At 38.8% G+C, this 20,581-nt stretch carries 14 protein-coding genes and 8 pseudogenes; 9 read left to right on the top strand and 13 right to left on the bottom strand.

Annotation, left to right across the window (positions count from 1 at the left end; translation table 11 throughout):
* Positions 1–95 precede the first annotated feature (95 nt).
* The 6 genes and pseudogenes from AC4CVD_RS17610 to AC4CVD_RS17585 all read right to left on the bottom strand — a co-directional run bounded on the left by AC4CVD_RS17610 (position 96) and on the right by AC4CVD_RS17585 (position 8,229).
* Positions 96–995, bottom strand: a complete 900-nt coding sequence (locus tag AC4CVD_RS17610) for a cation diffusion facilitator family transporter (RefSeq protein ID WP_490753559.1) — start codon at positions 993–995, stop codon at positions 96–98.
* Positions 996–1,081: 86 nt separating this feature from the next.
* Entirely contained in the window at positions 1,082–4,240 is a 3,159-nt protein-coding gene (locus AC4CVD_RS17605) for an efflux RND transporter permease subunit (RefSeq protein ID WP_490753558.1), read from the bottom strand.
* Positions 4,230–5,492, bottom strand: coding sequence for an efflux RND transporter periplasmic adaptor subunit (locus tag AC4CVD_RS17600; RefSeq protein WP_490753556.1), 1,263 nt, complete (start codon positions 5,490–5,492; stop codon positions 4,230–4,232). Before AC4CVD_RS17600 ends, AC4CVD_RS17605 begins: the two co-directional genes overlap by 11 nt.
* A 1-nt stretch (position 5,493) precedes the next feature.
* A complete protein-coding gene (locus AC4CVD_RS17595) occupies positions 5,494–6,861 on the bottom strand; it encodes a TolC family protein (RefSeq protein WP_490753555.1) in 1,368 nt (455 codons plus the stop codon).
* Between the two features lie 49 nt (positions 6,862–6,910).
* The gene (locus AC4CVD_RS17590; RefSeq protein ID WP_489229204.1) at positions 6,911–7,321 is read right to left on the bottom strand and encodes a hypothetical protein; all 411 of its coding nucleotides are present in this window, start codon (positions 7,319–7,321) and stop codon (positions 6,911–6,913) included.
* A gap of 160 nt (positions 7,322–7,481) precedes the next feature.
* Positions 7,482–8,229: pseudogene (locus AC4CVD_RS17585) on the bottom strand (IS5 family transposase).
* A 58-nt stretch (positions 8,230–8,287) separates the two neighbouring features.
* On the opposite strand from AC4CVD_RS17585, the pseudogene AC4CVD_RS17580 reads away from it, so the two are divergent.
* Positions 8,288–8,608, top strand: a pseudogene (locus tag AC4CVD_RS17580) (diacylglycerol kinase); the annotation flags it as partial.
* Positions 8,609–8,631: 23 nt separating this feature from the next.
* Here AC4CVD_RS17580 and AC4CVD_RS17575 read toward each other — a convergent pair.
* Both AC4CVD_RS17575 and AC4CVD_RS17570 read right to left on the bottom strand, forming a co-directional pair.
* Positions 8,632–9,627: a phosphatase PAP2 family protein gene (locus tag AC4CVD_RS17575; RefSeq protein WP_490753554.1), complete on the bottom strand. Its 996-nt coding sequence runs from the start codon at positions 9,625–9,627 to the stop codon at positions 8,632–8,634.
* Positions 9,628–9,738: 111 nt separating this feature from the next.
* Entirely contained in the window at positions 9,739–10,503 is a 765-nt protein-coding gene (locus AC4CVD_RS17570) for a COG4705 family protein (protein ID WP_218698978.1), read from the bottom strand.
* 314 nt (positions 10,504–10,817) lie between these two features.
* Between AC4CVD_RS17570 and AC4CVD_RS17565 the strand changes: the two are divergent.
* Together AC4CVD_RS17565 and AC4CVD_RS17560 are read left to right on the top strand one after the other, a co-directional pair.
* A pseudogene (locus tag AC4CVD_RS17565) lies at positions 10,818–12,596 on the top strand (phosphoethanolamine transferase).
* 114 nt (positions 12,597–12,710) lie between these two features.
* Positions 12,711–13,415, top strand: a pseudogene (locus AC4CVD_RS17560) (IS6-like element IS1008 family transposase).
* Positions 13,416–13,538: 123 nt separating this feature from the next.
* Here the strand turns inward: AC4CVD_RS17560 and AC4CVD_RS17555 are convergent.
* Complete coding sequence (locus tag AC4CVD_RS17555) at positions 13,539–14,105, bottom strand: recombinase family protein (protein WP_180047190.1); 567 nt, start codon at positions 14,103–14,105, stop codon at positions 13,539–13,541.
* A 726-nt stretch (positions 14,106–14,831) separates the two neighbouring features.
* Positions 14,832–14,936, bottom strand: a pseudogene (locus tag AC4CVD_RS17550) (IS3 family transposase); the annotation flags it as partial.
* Between the two features lie 164 nt (positions 14,937–15,100).
* On the opposite strand from AC4CVD_RS17550, the gene AC4CVD_RS17545 reads away from it, so the two are divergent.
* A complete protein-coding gene (locus AC4CVD_RS17545) occupies positions 15,101–15,349 on the top strand; it encodes a type II toxin-antitoxin system Phd/YefM family antitoxin (protein ID WP_005021145.1) in 249 nt (82 codons plus the stop codon).
* Positions 15,339–15,626 carry a type II toxin-antitoxin system RelE family toxin gene (locus tag AC4CVD_RS17540; RefSeq protein WP_114837617.1) on the top strand — a complete coding sequence of 96 codons (288 nt, stop codon included), beginning with the start codon at positions 15,339–15,341 and terminating at the stop codon, positions 15,624–15,626. The genes AC4CVD_RS17545 and AC4CVD_RS17540 overlap by 11 nt, the downstream gene beginning before the upstream one ends.
* 228 nt (positions 15,627–15,854) lie before the next feature.
* On the opposite strand, the gene AC4CVD_RS17535 is transcribed toward AC4CVD_RS17540, so the two are convergent.
* Positions 15,855–16,094: a hypothetical protein gene (locus tag AC4CVD_RS17535; RefSeq protein ID WP_114837616.1), complete on the bottom strand. Its 240-nt coding sequence runs from the start codon at positions 16,092–16,094 to the stop codon at positions 15,855–15,857.
* A 55-nt stretch (positions 16,095–16,149) separates the two neighbouring features.
* Positions 16,150–16,980, bottom strand: coding sequence for a DNA methyltransferase (locus AC4CVD_RS17530; protein ID WP_114837615.1), 831 nt, complete (start codon positions 16,978–16,980; stop codon positions 16,150–16,152).
* 74 nt (positions 16,981–17,054) lie between these two features.
* Here AC4CVD_RS17530 and AC4CVD_RS17525 point away from each other — a divergent pair.
* The 3 genes and pseudogenes from AC4CVD_RS17525 to AC4CVD_RS17515 all read left to right on the top strand — a co-directional run.
* A pseudogene (locus tag AC4CVD_RS17525) lies at positions 17,055–17,365 on the top strand (transposase); the annotation flags it as partial.
* A gap of 55 nt (positions 17,366–17,420) precedes the next feature.
* A complete protein-coding gene (locus AC4CVD_RS17520; RefSeq protein WP_007116247.1) occupies positions 17,421–18,449 on the top strand; it encodes an IS701 family transposase in 1,029 nt (342 codons plus the stop codon).
* A gap of 16 nt (positions 18,450–18,465) precedes the next feature.
* Positions 18,466–19,326 (top strand): annotated as a pseudogene (locus tag AC4CVD_RS17515) (IS3-like element ISAba21 family transposase); the annotation flags it as partial.
* Positions 19,327–19,516: 190 nt separating this feature from the next.
* Here the strand turns inward: AC4CVD_RS17515 and AC4CVD_RS17510 are convergent.
* The gene (locus AC4CVD_RS17510; RefSeq protein ID WP_001067784.1) at positions 19,517–20,221 is read right to left on the bottom strand and encodes an IS6-like element IS1006 family transposase; all 705 of its coding nucleotides are present in this window, start codon (positions 20,219–20,221) and stop codon (positions 19,517–19,519) included.
* Between the two features lie 167 nt (positions 20,222–20,388).
* On the opposite strand from AC4CVD_RS17510, the pseudogene AC4CVD_RS17505 reads away from it, so the two are divergent.
* Positions 20,389–20,552: pseudogene (locus AC4CVD_RS17505) on the top strand (IS256 family transposase); the annotation flags it as partial.
* Positions 20,553–20,581 lie beyond the last annotated feature (29 nt).

Genomic DNA, 20,581 nt, shown 5'->3' with positions numbered 1-20,581 from the left:
GTTTAAAGTGCGTGTGATAAATAGAAGTGTAATACAGGAAAATGGTAAGGTTTATCAGCCTAGTCATCTGTCCATTATGTAGAAAGAGCAGCACTTTAATGTTTATGCTGTTCCAATGTATTACATTCCTTACTTTCTATTTGTAACGTAATTTCAGTAATACTATGATTATGTTTTAGAACGTCTAAGGCCTTTTGATAGAGCTGATCTGGATCGCTATTAGGAGCAACCAAATGAGCAGTTAAATGAATGTTTTTTGAAGATATAGCCCAGACTTTCAACTGATGAATCCCTTCAACACCCTCTAGCATCAATAAATCATTTCTTAACGACTCAATATCAATCTCATCAGGAACCCCTTCAAGCAAAATATGAATACTTTGTTTTAATAAAATCCAAGTTCGAGGTAAGACCCAGAAGCCAATTAACACAGCGATTACGGTATCAACCCACATCCACTGGGTAAAATAAATAACTATTCCTCCGATAATCACGCCTATCGATCCTAGAGCATCACTAAGAACTTCTAAATATGCACCTTTTATATTTAGACTTCCTTCAGCACTAGCAGAAAGGATTTTCATTGAAATCAAATTTATGACCAAACCAATGACCGCGACAATCATCATTCCAACACTTTGAATTTCAGCAGGATTCGTAAAACGTTGATAAGCTTCATATACAATATATATTGCTACCACAAAAAGCATCACCGCATTAAACAGAGCCGCTAAAATTTCAAATCGCTGATAGCCAAAAGTTCTTTTATCATCTGCGGCTTTTTTACCAATTTTGATAGCGGCAAGAGCAATAGCTAAAGCGGCTACATCAGTAAACATATGAGCTGCATCAGATAACAAAGCCAAACTTTGGGTAATAAAAGCAGCGACAACTTCTACTATTAAAAAAGTAGTCGTTAAACCTAAGGCAACCATTAACTTCTTACTATTTTCTTCAGTAACAACCGCATGGCTATGATCATGATGTTCTGACATAAAATATTTTCCTTATTCTATTTATGATGAGCAGAGATATTGGATAACAGCCAATATCTCTGCTGTAAATCGACTAATCTATTGGATTAAGAAACTTTCTTTTCATTTATCCAACGATAAAGCACGGGTAACAGCACCAAAGTTAGTAATGTTGAAGAGATAATCCCGCCAATCACTACGGTTGCCAGTGGCCGTTGAACCTCAGCCCCAGTTCCAGTTGCCAAAGCCATCGGGACAAACCCAAGGGACGCCACACAAGCTGTCATCAGCACAGGTCTAAGACGCAAAATTGCACCCTGCCACGTTGCATAATAAAGGTCATATTGTTGTCGCAACTCTTTGATAAAGGTAAGCATGACTAAGCCATTCAGTACAGCCACCCCCGATAGTGCAATGAAGCCAACCCCTGCTGACATGGATAATGGAATGTCACGCAACCACAACGCGATTAAGCCTCCACATAAGGCAAACGGTACACCACTAAAGACCAGTAAGCTTTCTTTGATATTATGGAATACAGCCATCAATAAAATAAAGATCGTCAACAATGCGAGCGGAACCACCAATTGCATACGCGCTTTTGCAGACATCAGATTTTGAAATTGACCGCCATAATCTATCCAATAACCGCTTGGTAATTCCTGTTTGGATAACGTGCTCTGAAGCTCTGTTACGAATGAGCCTAAATCACGTCCTTCTACATTTGCAGTAATAACCACTCGACGTTTACCATTTTCACGGCTGACCTGATTAATACCCAGGATATTTTCAACGCGTGCCACATCTTGCAGTTGGACTAAACCACCATTCGGCAATTGAATAGGAAGTACCGCTAACTGTTCAGGACTACGCTGGGATTCATCTAGACGGATGACAAAATCAAAACGCTTGTCTCCCTGTAAAATTGTTCCAACATTCTGGCCACCGACACTTGTAGCTACCAGATCCTGAATTGCTCTTACCGACAAGCCATATTGTGCAGCTCTGGACTTATCCACCTCTACATTCAACAAGGGTAAGCCACTGGTCTGTTCTACATTAACGGCTGTCGCGCCTGAAATTGAGTTAATTTTCTGAGAAATTTTATTCGCTTCGCGATTTAGAATTTCCATATCATCGCCAAATAATTTGACACCCACATCACTTCGCACCCCTGAAATTAACTCGTTAAAGCGCAGTTCAATGGGTTGCGAGAACTCACTGTTATTTCCCGGCAATGTCGCTAAGAAAGTAATCATTCTTTGGCGAAGCTCATCAATCGTTTGTTTTGGATCAGGCCATTCATCTTGAGGTTTTAACAGTACAACGCCATCTGAAATGTTGGGTGGCATCACATCTGTGGCCACTTCTGCTGTACCGGTACGGGCAAAGATCGCTTTAATTTCAGGAAATTCTTTCAACAGTAACTTTTCAGTATTTTCCTGCATTCTCAGTGACTGTTCTAACCCTGTACTTGGGGAACGCATTTGCTGAACAGCAAAATCACCTTCACCCAGTTGAGGTACAAACTCGCTACCTGTTTGAGTGGCTAGCACACCCGTAAGCACTAAAATACAGGCAGCCACAATAGTCACAAATAAACGAAGCTCATAGGCTTTATCTAAAAGCAGTTCATATTTGGTTTTAAGCCAATGCATCCAGCGACTTTCGGTTTCCTTGACTTCTCCAGTGACAAATAGGGCAACTGCGGCTGGCACAAAAGTGACCGATAAAATCATGGCCCCAATTAAAGCCAGTACCACAGTCATTGCCATAGGATGGAAAAGTTTGGCTTCTACACCCGTCAGGGTAAAGATAGGTAGATAAACTACCAAAATAATTAACTGTCCAAAGATGAGAGGACGACGCGCCTGTTTTGCAGCCAAGAAGACTTCTTTAAATCTTTCAGAACGGCTAAGTAAACCACCTTTCAGCTTCTGAGCTTCTGCTAGCCGACGGATACAGTTTTCTACAATAACCACTGCACCATCAATAATAATACCGAAGTCCAGTGCCCCTAAACTCATCAGATTTGCACTAATCTTCTGCTCTGCCATTCCCGTCAAGGTAAACAGCATTGACAGTGGAATAACGCAAGCCGTGATCAGCGCAGCACGGAAATTACCTAGAAAGAGAAATAAAATAACAATGACGAGGATTGCACCCTCAATCAAATTTTTCTGAACGGTTTTGATCGCCCGATCAACCAAATGCGTACGGTCATACACAGTCTCAATCACCACACCTTTAGGTAGCGATTGCTGGATCGATTGCACCTTTTCATCAATGGCTTGAGCAACGGTACGGCTATTTTCTCCCATCATCATCATGGCAATACCCAATACAGTTTCTTCACCATTATAGGTTGCAGCCCCTGTTCTCAAGTCATGACCAATTGAGACATTGGCGACATCTGCCACCCGAATCGGATAGCCGTTTTTATTGGCAATACTGATGTTCTGGATATCTTCAATCGTGTTTAAAGTGCCGGGCACCCGCACAGTCAACTGTTGTCCATTTTTCTCGATATACCCAGCACCACGGTTTTCATTATTTTCTGTTAAGGCGGTTTGTAAATCAGTCAAAGGAATTTGTAATTGTTGCAATCGGTTCAGATCCGGGGCAACCACATAGGTTTTATTAAAGCCACCGATACTGTTGATCTCCGCAACGCCTTTTACACGCTGTAATTGCGGCCTTACAATCCAATCCTGAATTTCACGTAAATCCATCGCAGAATAAGCGGTTCCATCCGGTTTTTTAGCATTTGGTTCGGCTTTAATCACCCATTGATAGATTTCACCTAAACCTGTCGAAATAGGCGACATGTTAGGTTGCACATCTTCAGGCATTTCTCCCATTGCTTCTTGCAAGCGCTGGTTGATAAGCTGTCTGGCCCAGTAAATATCCGTGCCATCTTCAAAAATGATGGTCACTTGCGATAAGCCGTAGCGTGAAATCGAACGGGTTTGTTCCATTTTCGGCATGCCTGACATGGCATTCTCAATTGGATAGGTAATCCGCTGTTCCATTTCCAAAGCCGTAAAGCCATTGGCTGAAGTGTTAATCTGCACCTGAGTATTGGTAATATCCGGTACAGCATCAATCGGTAACTTTTGATAACTATAAATACCAATAGCAATCCAGGCTGCAACAAACAGCATGACCCAGATTGCGTTATGAATAGAAAACTGGATCAGCCGATCAAACAGTCCTTCAGGCTTTATTGACTCATTATTAGATATTTGAGAATTTTCAGTGCCCATGTGAAGCCTCTCCTTTTTCCATTTCAGATTTCAGTAAGAAACTACCTTGAGCGGCATATTTTTGTCCCTGATTAAGCCCATTTACCACTTCAATCCACTGGCTCTCCCCAGATGACTGACCTAATTTCACCGGCTGCGGACTGAATTCAACTTTCTGTCCATGTTGAGTGGCGACAAAAACCACATCCTTTCCATCGATATTCTGAACTGCTGACTTAAGCACCCGTAATGCGGTACTTTCACTCTTTTGTTGCAGCAGTACGTTTACCATCAAGTTTGGACGTAATTCGGTTGCATTCGATTCAACTTTTGCTCGAACCTGAAGACGACCCGTTTGAGTATCCGCTTCAGTATTTAAAGTCTGGATAACTGCCTGATAGACCTTTTCAGTTTGCAAGGATTTAAATTCGATCTTTTGATTCGGGGCTAAACCCATAATTTCAGAATTTGGAACAATAAACTCAAGCCAGAGCTGATCTAACCGGTCTATAGTAAAGAGCTGATCGGCTAACTGAACATTTTCTCCGAGCACCAAATCCTTTTTACTGATCACGCCGGAAATGGGGGCTTTCAAAATATAGCGCCCGTTACTGGTATTCACAGCACCAAACGCACTTAAACGTGATTGGGCCGATTGGACCTGAATTTGCGCCCGTTTATAGCTGTTGTAAGCACGTTGATAGTCCTGTTTTGCTGAAATACCCTGTGACCACAGCTGACGCTCACGCTCGAAGTCCTGTTTCGCCAGTTCAAGGTTGGTTTGTTCAATTTTTAGATTGGCCTGCTGATCGACTAAATCAGGAACAAGCAACGTGGCCAAAGACTGTCCTTTCTGAACTTTTTGGCCGAGTTCTACATAGACATTTTCGACATGACCACTAAAACTCGGAGAGACATGCGCTTGCTGGTCGGTATTCACGTTAAGTTTGGCTGGATAAGAACTTAATTTAACCACCGGACCTTGATCGACTGCTGATAACTGTATGCCTTGTTCAACCAGTTGCTTGGCGGTCAGGCTCACGCCTTCGGCACGCTCTTCGGTTTCACCGCCATGTTCCTCTTTGCCTTCTTCACTTCCATGTTCCTCTGCGCCTTCTTCCTCTGCATGTTCATCTGATGTTTCCGATTTATTCTTACCAGTTAAGATCAAGAAAATACTGAGGAGTACGGTTGCGCCGATGACCAAACCAATCAGTAGAGGTTGAGAGATTTTTCCGCTCTGTTTTTTTAAGCTGTTTTTAAGATCGAACATGTTAATTTCCCCCACCAATGACAGGCATGGCCTGTATGTCTTGCCATAAGTTTTGATTGATTTGTGCAATAGCATCTTTCGACATGACTTCACTTGGGCTAATGCCTAAGCTCAAACTTTCTGCTTCAATGGCCTTTTGCCAGCCATCCCGTAACAACTGGACTTTACGCAGACGGATGTCTTGTAATTGAAGCGTGGCTTGCTGAACATCGGTTAAAGCAAACTTGCCTGCCAAGAAACCTTGTAGCGTCTTACTTTGAACTTGAGTCGCCAAAGGAATTTGAGTCTCGTCAACGACTTTGAATTGCAGCTCTAAACCCTGCAACTCGGTTAAAATTGTGCCTATTTGCAGCGCATTTTGCTTCAGATAAAACTCTTTCTGACGCTCTAATAAGTTCATTTTTTCTTGCGCGATTTTTATGCCATTTTGCTGACGATCGAAAATATTAAGCGGTACTCTGACTCCGACTACTAATTGATTTTGTGTGGAGTTTTCCAAGGATTGGGTGCGGTTGACACCTAGGTTTAAAGTGGGGTTAGGACGTGCCTTTGCCCTTAGTTGATCAACCGTTGCTTGAGACTCTAATACCAGTAAAGCTCGATATTTCTCAACGTAGTTTTCCGCTAAATATTCTTGAACCTGCTGATGAGTCGATTTTGGCCAGAGCTTTTGTGAAGAGAGGTTTACCTGCAATGACTTATCAGAGGTTCCCCATAAATTTGATAATTGTTGGGTGGCCACTTGGACTTGTAAGTCGGCCTGTCTAAAAAGACGGATATTTTCAGCATGGCTTAAACGTACGCGATTCACATCTACTTGCGCGATACCGCCCGCAGTAAAGCGCTTTTCGATTGCTTTAAGGTTTTCTTCACTTACCCGAAGTTGTTCATTGACAATGTTTTTTTCAAGTTCGGCAATGGCCAGTTGCGACCATACATATTTTACTGCAAGCTCAATTTGTGCTTGATAAATCTTCTGTTTCAGCGCTGTTTTATCTGTAGAGAGACTGGCTAATTTTTGGTTTGCTTTTCGCTCACCAAAAATATCCAAGGGTTGTGATATGCCAATGGCTAGCTCTTTTTCATTATTTGAACCAAAGCCCGTTTGTTCAACTGACAGTTCAGGATTTTTAAACAGCTTGCTTTGCTGGATATTAGTGGCATTAATACTATTTTGCGTTTCCCAGAAATTTTGGGACGCTTGATACTGGTTGACCTGATCAATGGCTTGTCGCAGCGTTAAATCTTGGGTACTGGCAACTACAGAGGTACTCAAGCTGATCATTGTGGATAGCAAGACACCTGTACGGAATGCTGACCAGGATAAATTCAGGATGGAGGTATCCTGATGTAATTTGTTTTTTGACATGAAAATGCCCCATGCATAATGAAATTAGGAGTGGTGGGCTTTTATAAGACTACCCCACCAATAGTAGGGGCAAATCAGGAGGGGGTGTTAATTGATTCAGATAAGGGGATTTATAAAAAGTTCTTCCCAAATAAGATGGTGTAAGGACTGTCTCAAAATGAGTTTTAAGCTTCAAATTATCGGGTGGGTCAATCTGAATCACGATTGTATTTGAGAAATGACTGCACTTTTCGTTAAAACAAACCTTCTGACAATAGTCATAAATTTCTTTATAGTTTTCTAAGGAATAAAGTGCTTGACGAGGACTATCACTCTTTTCGTCTAAATCGATTGGATTAGAGAGTATTGAATTGGGTATGTTTGGCATTTCATGCAGACACGCAGCCTCTGCCACACTCCAAATATTCTGGAATGTGAATAAGAGTACCAATATCTGGATTAGAAATGTTTTTCTCTTCATACACAAATCTGTATTTAAAACACCAATAAGAAGCTGTCCAGATCTATCAAAGATCTGATCACAGAATTTGAGTAACCTTAAACTTTTTGCAGCCTTAAGTAAAGATATACAGAATTTTTGAAAAAAGCATAGGTCTAGATAATCAAGCTAGGGCGTGTCATCAATTAATGGAGATGATTGTTGATGCTAAGTAGATCGCTGATAAGAAGTTTTGAGCCAATTTATCATAGCGTGTGGCAATAGCACGATACTGCTTGAGCTTGGCAAAAAAGTTCTCGATCAGATGTCTTGCCTTGTAGAGATGTCGGTCATAATCACGCTGATCAATAGAATTACTTTTCGCTGGCATCACAATTTGACCCTTCGCCGCTAAAATTGGAGCAATGACCCGATCCCTGGAGTTGTAGGCTTTATCCATAAGCCAGGTCTGGCTCAACGATAAGTCCAGCAACACATCTGAACCGTTTAAGTCATGGGCCTGCCCATCAGTGAGATAAAATCCTGTTGGGTTGCCTAAAGCATCAGTACGGGCATGAATTTTGGTGCTTAAGCCACCTTTACTGCGTCCAATCGCCTGATTTTTTTTCCCCAGCGCTGTGTTGATGAGCACGTACAATGGTGGAGTCTAACATGGCGTATTCATTATCACTGTCATGTGACAGCACTTCAAAGACCCTCTGCCACACACCTGTTTTAGCCCAACGGCTAAAACGAGTATGCACGACTCTAAAATCACCAAAGCGTTCTGGTAAGTCTCGCCACGGGATACCTGAACGATACCGATACAATACTGCTTCAACAAATAGTCGGTTGTCTTTGGCCGTTACTCCAACAGTACCCATTCGTCCAGGTAACAGATCTTTAATCTGTTCCCATTGATCATCTCTTAAGGCATAGCGTTTAGTCATAAAAGTATAATGGGGACAAGGTGGTTTTCCTCAAGGTAATTGATGACACGCCCTAGTAGCCACTGGCTATTCATTTTTAGGATCTAAAACAGCGTCTAAAAATAGGCAGCTTTTCGTCAAATCGTATTAATTGATCTTATTCTAATTCCTATGAGCTTTTTTATTGCTGTTTCTTCTATAGAACGGGCACTGATGGTGGCTGTCTGTTTACTGGCTGTAATTGTGGAATTATTCAATTCTGCGATTGAAGCTGTTTTAGATCGTATTTCGCTTGAAAAACATGCATTCCAAAAAGGCAAAAGATATGAGAAGTGCGGCACAATTTTCAGCACTTCTCATTATTTTTATTATTTGGTCAATTATTTTACTTGTCCACTAAAAGATCTTAAAAGTTGATTTTACTTAAGCCAACAATGGAAATTGATAGACTTCTGCATAGATTAGCGCAGCAAGCAGAACCAAAATAATGCTTAGGCTTACTGTATAAGTCTGCATAGCTGACCCAGGTATTTGCCAAATAATTTTTCCTCTGGCACTTAACCATTCTGTCAGACTAATACTGACAATTAACCATAATGTTCCTACCAAAAAACCACCCAGCACATCACTTAAGTAATGCTCATTTAAGACAATTCTACTTAGGCCTAAAAGTACAGCAAAAAGAAACATCGTAAAAAATATACGGACTTGTCTGATAAAATTTGGGCTAAAACGAATAGCCAGGTAAGCAAGAAATCCATATAAGGCAATAGCAATGGTGGCATGTCCACTAGGGAATGAGTAGGATTGCTCCAGCAGTAAAGCATCTGCTGGTCGCACGCGATGAAATAAGAGTTTACTCAGGAAGGTAAATATAGAACTTCCTATAGTGGAGACCAGCAACCCTATTAATATATAGGGTTGGCGAATGATCCAGCAGATCACACCGACTAAAATCACAATCAAACAAGAAATTGCTGCAGAACCAAAACTGGTGATGAAAATAAAAAAATTAACGACGCTGGGTTGATGCAGCATATTCATCTGTTGGGAAACAAAATAATCCATTGTCACGATGGAGTCTGAAGTAACCACATCTTCGACCAGTCCGGTAAACAGAGCTAAAATATAGCCCAAGGCTAAAAATAAAAGCGTCAGAGGTAAGCCATAAAAATGCTGGAGTTGAAATCTTTTCGACAAAAAACCAAAAAAACGCGGGTACTTGTATTTTATTCGAATGAATAAATTGCTTTTTCCCACCTGCTGTTTAAACGTTCCCCCATACTGCACAACTGAATCAAATAATTGCTTGCCATGCTGAATAATCCAGTACTGTAATACCCACAAAAGAATAACCAGTGAAAATACAAGGATGCTCAAGATGAACAATTGCTGATTGGCTTGAATCAATGGAATCATGGCGAAAAAATTTCCTTATTGAAAGCATTTTTAGCAGGAGCAAGGCTTACTGTCATATTTTGTCAGCACACAGATCCAATCAATGTTCAATATCAATACGACTTTATATATTTAAGCCTTCTTTACAGTGGTTTTATTGCTAAAGTGAATACACAATAGAATCGCAATCAAAATGACAGCTGAAGCAGTAAAGCGACTTAAATCCAAACCACCCGAAGCGATCGGTTTATCCAGAAAATCGCCCACCACAGCGCCCAAGGGACGGGTTAAAACAAATGCACTCCAGAACAGTAAGGTTCTTGAAACATGAGTGAATTTGTACAGGGCCAAAATTATGAGAATAAGACCGACGAAAAGGATAATTCCACCGCTATAACCCAGTCCCATGGTATCTGCCGACCAGTCTCCTAAAGCCGTCCCTAAGGTTTGGGAAAATGTAATGGTTAACCAATAGAAAATTTCTGCCCGTGGATAATTCACCGTATGCGGTGAAATACTGCCTTCAACTTTATACCAGCTGAATAAAGACAAGCAGACCAAACCGAGCAACAGGCTACTTCCGCCGACATATCCAATCCCCAAAGACCGATCGACAAAATCTGCCAGTGTCGTACCTACGGTCGTACTGGCGATGATGGTAAACCAGTACAAATAAGGATGGTAAGATTTAGAACGGATTTGAAAAAATAGCAAAGCTATAAATACGGCTGCGAAAATAAAGGTACTGATCAAGTAGCCTAAATTTAGAGACATAGATAGCGCATCACCTCCAGTTTCACCAAAAGTTGTGGCAAAAATTTTAGTGATCCAGAAAAGTGCAGTGATTTGAGGAACTTTAGAAAGGTGAGTAGCGATACTTAATTCTTGTTGATTCATCAGCTGGACTCTTTGGTGATCTTTTTCGATATTTTAAATTGATTTAATTAACTTAAGCTTAAGAATAAATGATATTTTTTGTTCTTATCTGTTGATAAGAAATAAGTTACTTTAATTCCTCTATCAGATATACAGTAAAATCTGCCTAAAATCTTAATCATTTAAATGCATTTGTGAGGGGCTGGATGCTCATTGTTTAATTATCCTAAATAGATGATTTTTTATTATAATTATTAACGAATGGTCGTATTGCTTAATGCAATTTTAAGGTTTAACTTATAAAATATTTTTTAAAAATTTATGACTGATTAAATATGCCTACCTTGTTTTTAAAACTTAAAGATTTAAAAAAAACTATTACTCTAATGCAATTTAATTTGATTCTCGCGATTTGGCTGGGTTTGGTTTTAAATTATGGTTTTTTTGAAAAAATTAATAAACTTACTCCCTATCAGGGCATAAAATCCATGTTGCTTTTGGGCGCCACAATAGTAGACCTCTTGCGTTAGTCAAAATTTAATCAGTGATAATTGTTGATTTTTAAATAAATATCAAAGTCTAAAATAGTTAAAAATGATACTTTCGCAAGAGGCCTAGTGGTCATCATTTCAATCTATAACCTATTATTGCAATTAATCAGCTGGAGATGGAGTGCTAAATTTTTTGCCACGCTATTGATTATTATTGGTGGATTAAGTGCATATTTTGTAAATAGTCTGGGCGTTATCATTACCCCCGATCAAATACAAAATTTACTGCAAACAGACGTACGAGAAGCGAAAGATTTATGGTCTATACGTCTGGTGATCTGGACGCTGATTTTTGTTATTTTTCCCCTGGCTATAATAGCCACATTAAAAATTGAGAAAGAGTCTTTACCGAAACAAATACTAAAAAAAGCTATAACAAGTTCAGTTTCTTTAATCGTCATCGGTGGTTTATTATTTTGCTTTTATGTTGATTATGCAGCGATATTTCGTGAACATCGTGATCTAAAAAGCATGATCTCGCCCCAAAATACAATTGCCTCTACTTTATCTTATTATAAGAAAAAAAGCCCGAAAGAAAAATTACCTCTTATTGCCTATGGTGAAGATGCTCATGTCGTACAACCAGCGCAACCGTTTAAATCTCCTAAATTGATGGTTCTAGTGGTAGGAGAAACTGCCCGTGCTGAAAGTTTTTCATTGAATGGCTATGCAAAAAATACTAATCCAGAATTATCAAAACTAAATATCATCAACTTTAGTCAAGTCAGTTCTTGCGGTACTGCAATCGCAGTATCCCTTCCGTGCATGTTTTCAGGAATGATACGGAAAGACTATGATGAAAAATTAGCAAATCACCGTGAAGGCTTACTGGATATTGCACAACGTGCAGGCTATAAAGTCACATGGATTGATAATAATTCTGGCTGTAAAGGTACTTGCGATCGAGTCGAACAATATCAAATTCCACAGGCATTAAAGCAAAAATGGTGTGATGCTAGCGGTGAATGTTTTGATGAGATTCTGGTGGATAGTTTGCAAGATTATTTAAAGAATCTGAAAAAAAATGACACAGTATCTCATTTGATTGTTTTACACCAAATGGGTAGCCATGGACCGGCATACTTCAAACGTTCCAAAGCACCTTATCAACCGTTTCAACCTATGTGTAATAGCAATGCCATTCAAGGATGCAGTACCACTGAATTGCACAATAGTTATGATAACTCGATTGTTTATACAGACCATGTATTAAGTCAAATCATTCAGACCTTAAAACAAAATACAGACTACCAAACTGGTTTCTGGTACTTATCTGACCATGGGGAATCGACTGGAGAACATGGTTTATATTTGCATGGTGCACCTTATTCTATGGCACCGACTCAACAAACGCATATCCCTATGCTGATGTGGTTTTCAGAGGCATGGCAGCTAAATAATACAGAACAATTGACATGTTTAAGTACTCAATCAGATCAAATCTTGAGTCATGACAATCTTTTCCCCAGCTTATTAAGTTTACTGGATATTAAAACTCAAGTAATTGAATCGAAAAATGATATGTTAAAAAATTGTGGTCAGCACTTAAAGCAGAAAGTATGAACTATGAATAAAACATGAGGATCTGTTGGGGACATGATTATTGAATAAAAAGGGCACTGTTGCAAATAACCACCAATGGTAAACTAAATACTCTTTTAGCTAAAGGTTCAGTATATGAATCCCTTCCACGGTCAGCACTTTCAAGGTGAAATCATTCTTTAGGCTGTTCGTTGGTATTGTAAATATGGCATCAGCTATCGTGAACTTCAAGAAATGCTCGCTGAACGAGGTGTGAATGTTGACCACACCACAATTTATCGTTGGGTTCAGCGTTATGCTCCAGAAATGGAAAAACGCTTACGCTGGTATTGGCGTAATCCTACAGATTTACATTCATGGCATATGGATGAGACTTATATCAAAGTGAAGGGGCGATGGACTTACCTGTATCGTGCAGTTGATCAACGTGGTCATACGATTGACTTTTACCTTTCCGCTAGACGGAACAGTAAATCAGCCTATAGTTTTCTAGGAAAGATCTTCAATACGGTGAAAAAATGGCAAATTCCACGGGTCATCAATACAGATAAAGCAGCGACCTATGGCCATGCTTTATCACGATTAAAGCGAGAAGGAAAATGTCCAGTAGATATTGAGCACAGGCAGATTAAGTATAAAAATAATGTCATTGAATGTGATCATGGTAAGTTAAAGCGGATCATCAGGGCCACATTAGGATTCAAATCTATGAAGACGGCTTATGCCACAATTAAAGGTATTGAAGTCATGCGTGCACTACGTAAAGGACAAGCATCGTCATTTTATTATGGTCAGCCTCAGGGTGAAGTGTGTCTAATCAACAGGGTTTTCGGTCTCTAAGTACTTTTTAAAGGGAACATCATCGACTCAAATCTCTATTTGCAACAGTGCCTTTTTCATGGATTTATCACGTTCTAAGGTTTTCATAATCTCAACTAAATATAGTCGCTAATTTAAATTGAGTTACTCACCGGCTTTTAAATAGCGGTATACCGCCTGACGACTAATTCCAAATGCCTGGCCTAATGCCATTTTTGAAGAGTACTTCCCTTCCTTCCATGCTTGCCGTAAGGTTTCAGCCTGATCCGGCTTTAATTTATGTACCCGGCCTTTGTACTTCCCTTGAGCAGAGGCGAGTTTTATTCCTTCCTTTTGCCGTTCCAGAATGATCTCACGTTCGAACTGTGCAAAAGCCCCCATCAGTTGCAGCATCAAATTATCCATCGGGGTAGATTGGGCAGTGAAAGTAATATTTTCTTTTACAAACTGGATGGCGATCCCTCGTTTGACCAGTTTATCTACTTCAGTGACCAAATCTTTTAGGCTTCGCGCAAAACGATCCATGGAATGTACAATCACCCTGTCCCCTTCCCGGACATAGCTCAACATTTCTTGAAATTTCGGTCGGTCGGTATTTTTGCCCGAAGCACGGTCAACAAAAATCCGGTCGACTTCAATTCCCTCAAGTTGACGTCCAGTATTTTGCTCGACTGAACTCACCCGGACATACCCTACTTTTTGACCTTTCACTCTTTCATGCCCCAATTGGATAAAAATGAACAATTTCGTAAATTATAAATCTTTAATGCCAAAGTTACATGTTACTTATGATTAAAAATCATTTAAATGGTACATTATTTTACGAACTTTCAGATTGTCACTTTAGGGTATACTCTAAATTCACATAAAATTTCTTATAAGAATTTCTTTGTAAGTTTCGAGTAAAGTTCTATAAAATCACCTAAATTTTTAATTCATGATTCAAGTTATTGAATATATTTAATTTTAGTTCATTAAATTTTTTTTGATTTTTTGCATAAAAAACTGTAAATTATTAATTAATCACAGCATATATTCTTAATATTGTTGTGAGTCACCGCGAATGCGGTTTGTAGAATGCAACCGCTGGACCGGACTTTAAAATTGTTGTGAGTCACCGCGAATGCGGTTTGTAGAAACGACCAAATAGAGAAATAAAAGGATTGGCTGTGAGTCACCGCGAATGCGGTTTGTAGAAATATAATCTCAGTGCGTCACCGCGAATGCGGGTGAGTCACCGCGAATGCGGTTTTTGAGTTATCGTATAGGCGATTTTTAGATCCTTTCAAGCCACTGAAAGTTATACTCATTTGTAAGTTATCGCATATGCGATTTTCAGAAAGCCCATTTTAAAAATGGGCTTTTTTGATGGTGAGTTATCGCATGATTTTGAAATTAGTTATTTAAGATTCTCTATAAACATGTCACCTTTCGCTCCAACTCATCAACTGATTTAAATTCCTCACCATAGCAACACTCTGATTTTAGTATTCCAAAGAAGCTCTCCATTGCAGCATTATCTAGGCAGTTGCCTTTAGCCGAATCAACTACACATTCAAAGATTTATTGCTCTTTTAGTATTCATTTATGTTTCTTGTAAGAGTTTTTAAAAGTACATTTAATCATGCTTTTAAGTGTGCTATTGTTCCTGCATTACTTGTAGTAATTCACCCAGACGCCAAACACTATTCTATAGAGACTTAACCATGACTCAATTAATCCATGCGCGAATGACTGCAAGTATTACTGAACTCAAAAAGAGTCCGATGGATACAGTGCTCGCAGGAAAAGGTGAACCTGTAGCAATCCTCAATCGTAATACACCAGCGTTTTACTGTGTTCCTGCTGATCTATATGAAACGATGATGGAGCAACTAGAAGACTTGGAACTGAATAAGATTGCAGATGCTCGTGCGAATCAGAAACGCGTTCGAGTAAATATTGATGACCTATAAGTTAGACTTTTTAGAAGAAGCATTAGCAGAATGGAACAAGCTGAATCCAAGCATTAAGCAACCATTGAAGAAGAAGTTGATCAAGGTTTTGGAGAATCCTCGTATTCCCAAAAACAAGCTGTCAGGACATCCTAACCGCTACAAGATCAAACTTCGCAGTATTGGCTATCGTTTAGTTTACGAAGTCATTGATGATGAGATTATTGTATTGGTAATTGCTTTAGGCAGACGCGAAAACAATGCTGTCTATGATGATGCCAACTCTCGTCATTCATAAATGATGTAATGCCAATAAGCATGATATGCCCATGAATACATTTGTGCTTATGGGCATTTTTTATCTCAGTATCATCTGATTGGATAGTTGTTTATTGCAACTTATTTGAAACTAATTAAGAACTAAAATAAAACCAATATGTAACTAATTTATGGGGTGCTGCTTAATACAGACAGGATTCATTCAGAACATTTAAGCAATCACATACTGCCACAACCAAACCAATAATCACATTACACCTAAAATCACTGCTGCATAGGCGTGTAAAATCAAATAAACAAAGGTAATCCAGCCACTTGCTCCATCGACCTCACGACCTGAATATTCGCACAACACTACAAAAGTTACAGCCAATATCTCCATCACAATCGTTGTTTTCAATACCCATGACCAAGGAAAATGCAGCAACCACACCCAAGCAATAAAAAGCAGTGCAACCGTGAGTAAAATATTACTGAGCTGTCCCAAGATTTTTAATGACCTACTCCGAGCCGTTCAGAGCTCAAAGTTTTTTCCTACAAATTTAATCACTTAAGATGACTCTAAGGTTATTTAAAAGACTTAAATGTTTGAATTTTTTATTTTGTACCTTATACACAGGGCTAGGATTAGCGAACTCATTAGAGATAAATTCTGGAGTTGTAATAGCCCTTGCCAAATTTTTCGAGCAAAAGTCTTTGTCCAAATAACGCAATGTAAATAAAAAGGACTCTATATTAGGTGTTACTGCAATCCATTTTCTATTTAAGTTATTTGCCGCATTCAAGCAGACGCTATCAAAGCTGCAAGCATCCAATATTAGGGAATCTTCATTGGTACTGGATTTAATAATAACCTCATAGGCTTTTTGCAGATTTTTAATTTGGTATGTTGAGTTTTTTGCTGATGCTAAGTCCCAATAGTCTGTATATCTAACACCGGTATCACTTTTAACATAATCTTTTAAACGTGGATTGCCTGTTCTGGACCAATGAATAAGACCCTGTTGATCAAGTTCATCCATTTTTTCTGGAGAAAAACGCCAGTGCTTACCTTCGGGTGGATTCATATCCCTCCATTGCCTACCAGTTTCACCATGTTTTCGCACACCAGGAACATGTAAAGGCATGAGTCTAAATTGCCCCAGTGCATCCACATGAGGAAACTTTTTAGCTAAATTATCATCTGTGATTGTCTGGATCAGATCATTCCAAATAAAGTTATCTGTTTTGGTATAAAAAAGGATTACCTCATGAGCTGTTTTAGTAAAGCCTTTTGATGCTTTAAATGAAGAATTATGGGTTTTTAGTAAAATTTGATTCACACACCTAGCTTCGCCAAAAACTTTATCTAATATTACTTGGAATTCACTCATTAGATGAATGATGTGTGCTGAGAAAACAGGAGGTTTTAACTTGGTAAACTATAGACACTCATCAGGAGTTTACCATGAGCAAGAAACAGAAGACTTACACCGCAGAATTTAAAGTTGAAGCAATAAAATTGATTGAAGCCAATCAAGGCAATGTATCGGAAACAGCCAGACAACTTGGCATTTCAATGCAAACTCTTTCAAATTGGAATAATAAAGCAAAGACTGGCACCTTAGCAGGCACTAAACAATATTCACCTGATCTAAATGCCTTACTCGAAGAAAATAAAAAGCTCAAACAACAGCTCAAAACAGCTGAAATGGAACGTGAATTTCTAAAAAAGGCAGCAGCGTACTTTGCGAAAGAAAGTCAGTAAGGTACGCCTATAGGACTTACGCATTGACGGATTCAAAAAAGTATTAAAATACTTTATAAAGTATCTGTGATCAGACGAATTAAACATGCTTCTACAGCAACTTGTACATTACCCATTTATATGGGCTTTCTCATGACAGAACCGAACTCTATTAGCTGCACACAACTTGCCGAGACTTATAACATCTCGCATGATAGTGTAAATCGCTTTCTAGAACGTGAAGACTACACACCTCACGACCTATATCAAGAAGCAATTCAACATATTGATAATAATAAACTTATAGTCAGTATTGATGATACTGTTTTAGATAAACCCTATAGTCAACATATGGACTTGGTTAGCTATTTTTGGTCAGGCAAACACCACCGATCCGTCAAGGGTATTAATCTCATTACCTTGTATGCGACAGATCAGAATGGTCAAAATATTCCAATTAATTTCCGAATTTATGACAAATCTGAAAGTAAAACCAAGAATGATTACTTTATGGATATGTTAAGTGAAGTACTCAGTTGGGGTGCAAAGATTCAATTTATTACAGGTGATAGTTGGTATTCATCGACTGGAAATCTAAAAACCATAAGAAAATATGGTATTCGATTTATGTTTGGTATCGACTGTAACCGTAAGGTTTCCCCAGAAAAAGGACAATGGTTTCAACTGCGTTTATTGCCAAATTTCCATCAGGGTCAAGTGGTCTGGCTCAAAGATTTTGGCTTTGTACAATTATTTAAGACTCAGTTAAAAGAACAGCAGAGGTTTTATATTGTGCATCAAGATGAAGATGATTTATTGTCCTTTGAGGGTTTTCATGAATTACATTCAAGTCATTGGAAAATAGAGCAATATCACCGGGTGATTAAACAGGTTTGTCATATTGAAAAGTTTCAAGTAAGACGATCTAAACTGATTTTGAATCATATTTTTTCAGCCTTGATGGCCTACGTCGAGATACAAAAGAACCAGTTTGAGCGGATCTTTGAAAATGTATATCGTTGGCAGAAGAAATTATTTAGACCAGTTATCAAAAACTTCATTGATGACTTTATTCTCGATAAAAATCATCTGCTACCACAGAGAATCTATAAATAATAGTGCGTAAGTCCTAGCCTATATGAAACAGCAAAGACATTTATTCCCGATTAGCTTTATGGCTAGATTACTTCACGTTTCAGTGTCACGATTTTATGATTGGCTAAAACGAGGCATGAATAAAAGATTGGTTCAGCGAAATCAACAGACAATTTTGGTCAAAATAGCTCATGAGGAAACTAAACAAAGCTATGGCTATATTCGATTAACTAAGCATTTACAAGCGCAAGGTATCAAAATCAGTACGTATGCTGTACGTCAAATAAAAAAGCTCAACCAGCTGTATTGTAAGCGTCATAAGCGTTTCAAAAGAACTACGAAGAGTGATCATAATCGAGCGATCTACGCAAATTTACTAGAGCAACAGTTTTCAATGACTAAGCCCAATCTTGCATGGTCAAGCGATATTACATACATTTGGACTGCTGAAGGTTGGTTATACTTGGCAGCAGTAAAAGACCTGTACACGAAACAAGTGGTTGGCTATAGCTTAAATGAGCGTATGACCGCACAACTTGTTTGCAATGCACTGACTATGGCGATTCGTAATCAAAAACCAACGAAAGGCTTAATTATTCATTCGGACAGAGGCAGCCAATATTGCAGCCATGAATATCGAAAGATACTGGAAAAATGTGATTTTCAAGGTTCAATGAGCAAACGTGGGGACTGTTACGATAATGCACCGATTGAAAGTTTCTGGGGCATACTCAAGAATGAATTAGTGCATCATTGCAACTATAAAACCAGAGATGAAGCTAAAGCAGATATTACAAAATACATTGTGTTATTTTATAATCAGCGAAGAATTCAAAAGAGTTTGGATTTTAAAACGCCAAATCAAATAGCAGAGAACTTTTATCGGTTAGCTGCCTAGCATATCCCAAGTGAAAGTCTCCTGCTAATTCAGCACATATCACCGCTATTTAAAAGCCGGTGAGTAACTCAATTTAAATTAGCGACTATATTTAGTTGAGATTATGAAAACCTTAGAACGTGATAAATCCATGAAAAAGGCACTGTTGCAAATAGAGATTTGAGTCGATGATGTTCCCTTTAAAAAGTACTTAGAGACCGAAAACCCTGTTGATTAGACACACTTCACCCTGAGGCTGACCATAATAAAATGACGATGCTTGTCCTTTACGTAGTGCACGCATGACTTCAATACCTTTAATTGTGGCATAAGCCGTCTTCATAGATTTGAATCCTAATGTGGCCCTGATGATCCGCTTTAGCTTGCCATGATCACATTCAATCACGTTATTTTTATACTTAATCTGCCTGTGCTCAAGGTCTGGTGGACATTTACCTTCCCGTTTTAACCGTGATAAAGCACGTCCATATGTGGGTGCTTTATCCGTGTTGATCACTTGTGGAATTTGCCACTTCTTCACATTATTTAAAATTTTTCCAAGAAAACAATATGCTGATTTGGTATTACGTCTAGAAGAAAGATAAAAATCAATGGTATCGCCACGTTGATCGACTGCACGATACAGATAAGACCATCGTCCATTCACTTTTACATAGGTTTCATCAATATGCCACGAGCTCAGATCTGTAGGATTACGCCAATACCAGCGTAAACGTTTTTCTATTTCAGGAGCATAACGTTGAACCCAACGGTAAATAGTCGTGTGATCAACATTCACACCCCGTTCGGCCAGCATTTCCTGCAGTTCACGATAGCTAATGCCATATTTACAATACCAGCGCACAGCCCAAAGAATGATTTCGCCCTGAAAATGCCGACCATGGAAAGGATTCATATGCTGCACCTTTAGCTAAAACAGTCTTCAGCTTACCATTCGTGGTTATTTGCAACAGTGCCATTTTAAGTATCTGATGAACCCTTATTCTGCTTCCAAAAGACTTTTACATTATGTAAAGATTGGTGAATTTGTTGACATATACTACCTTCAGGGACAACCATTGTATCAGAGGAGACATTAGCTATCCTGCTAAAGTACATCATACAATTTATACAAATGAGTCATTGAATAGTGTGATCCGTCAATCAAGAAAAGAAAAATCTTTTCTTCCGATGATTCTATGAAGAAAGAAGTAATTTACTTCGCAACATTAAATCCTGCTAAGAAATAGACATTGCCAATCTTATGTGGCATTAC

This window comes from Acinetobacter sp. LipI_23, assembly GCF_058243045.1.
This window is presented reverse-complemented; position numbering and strand designations above follow the sequence as displayed.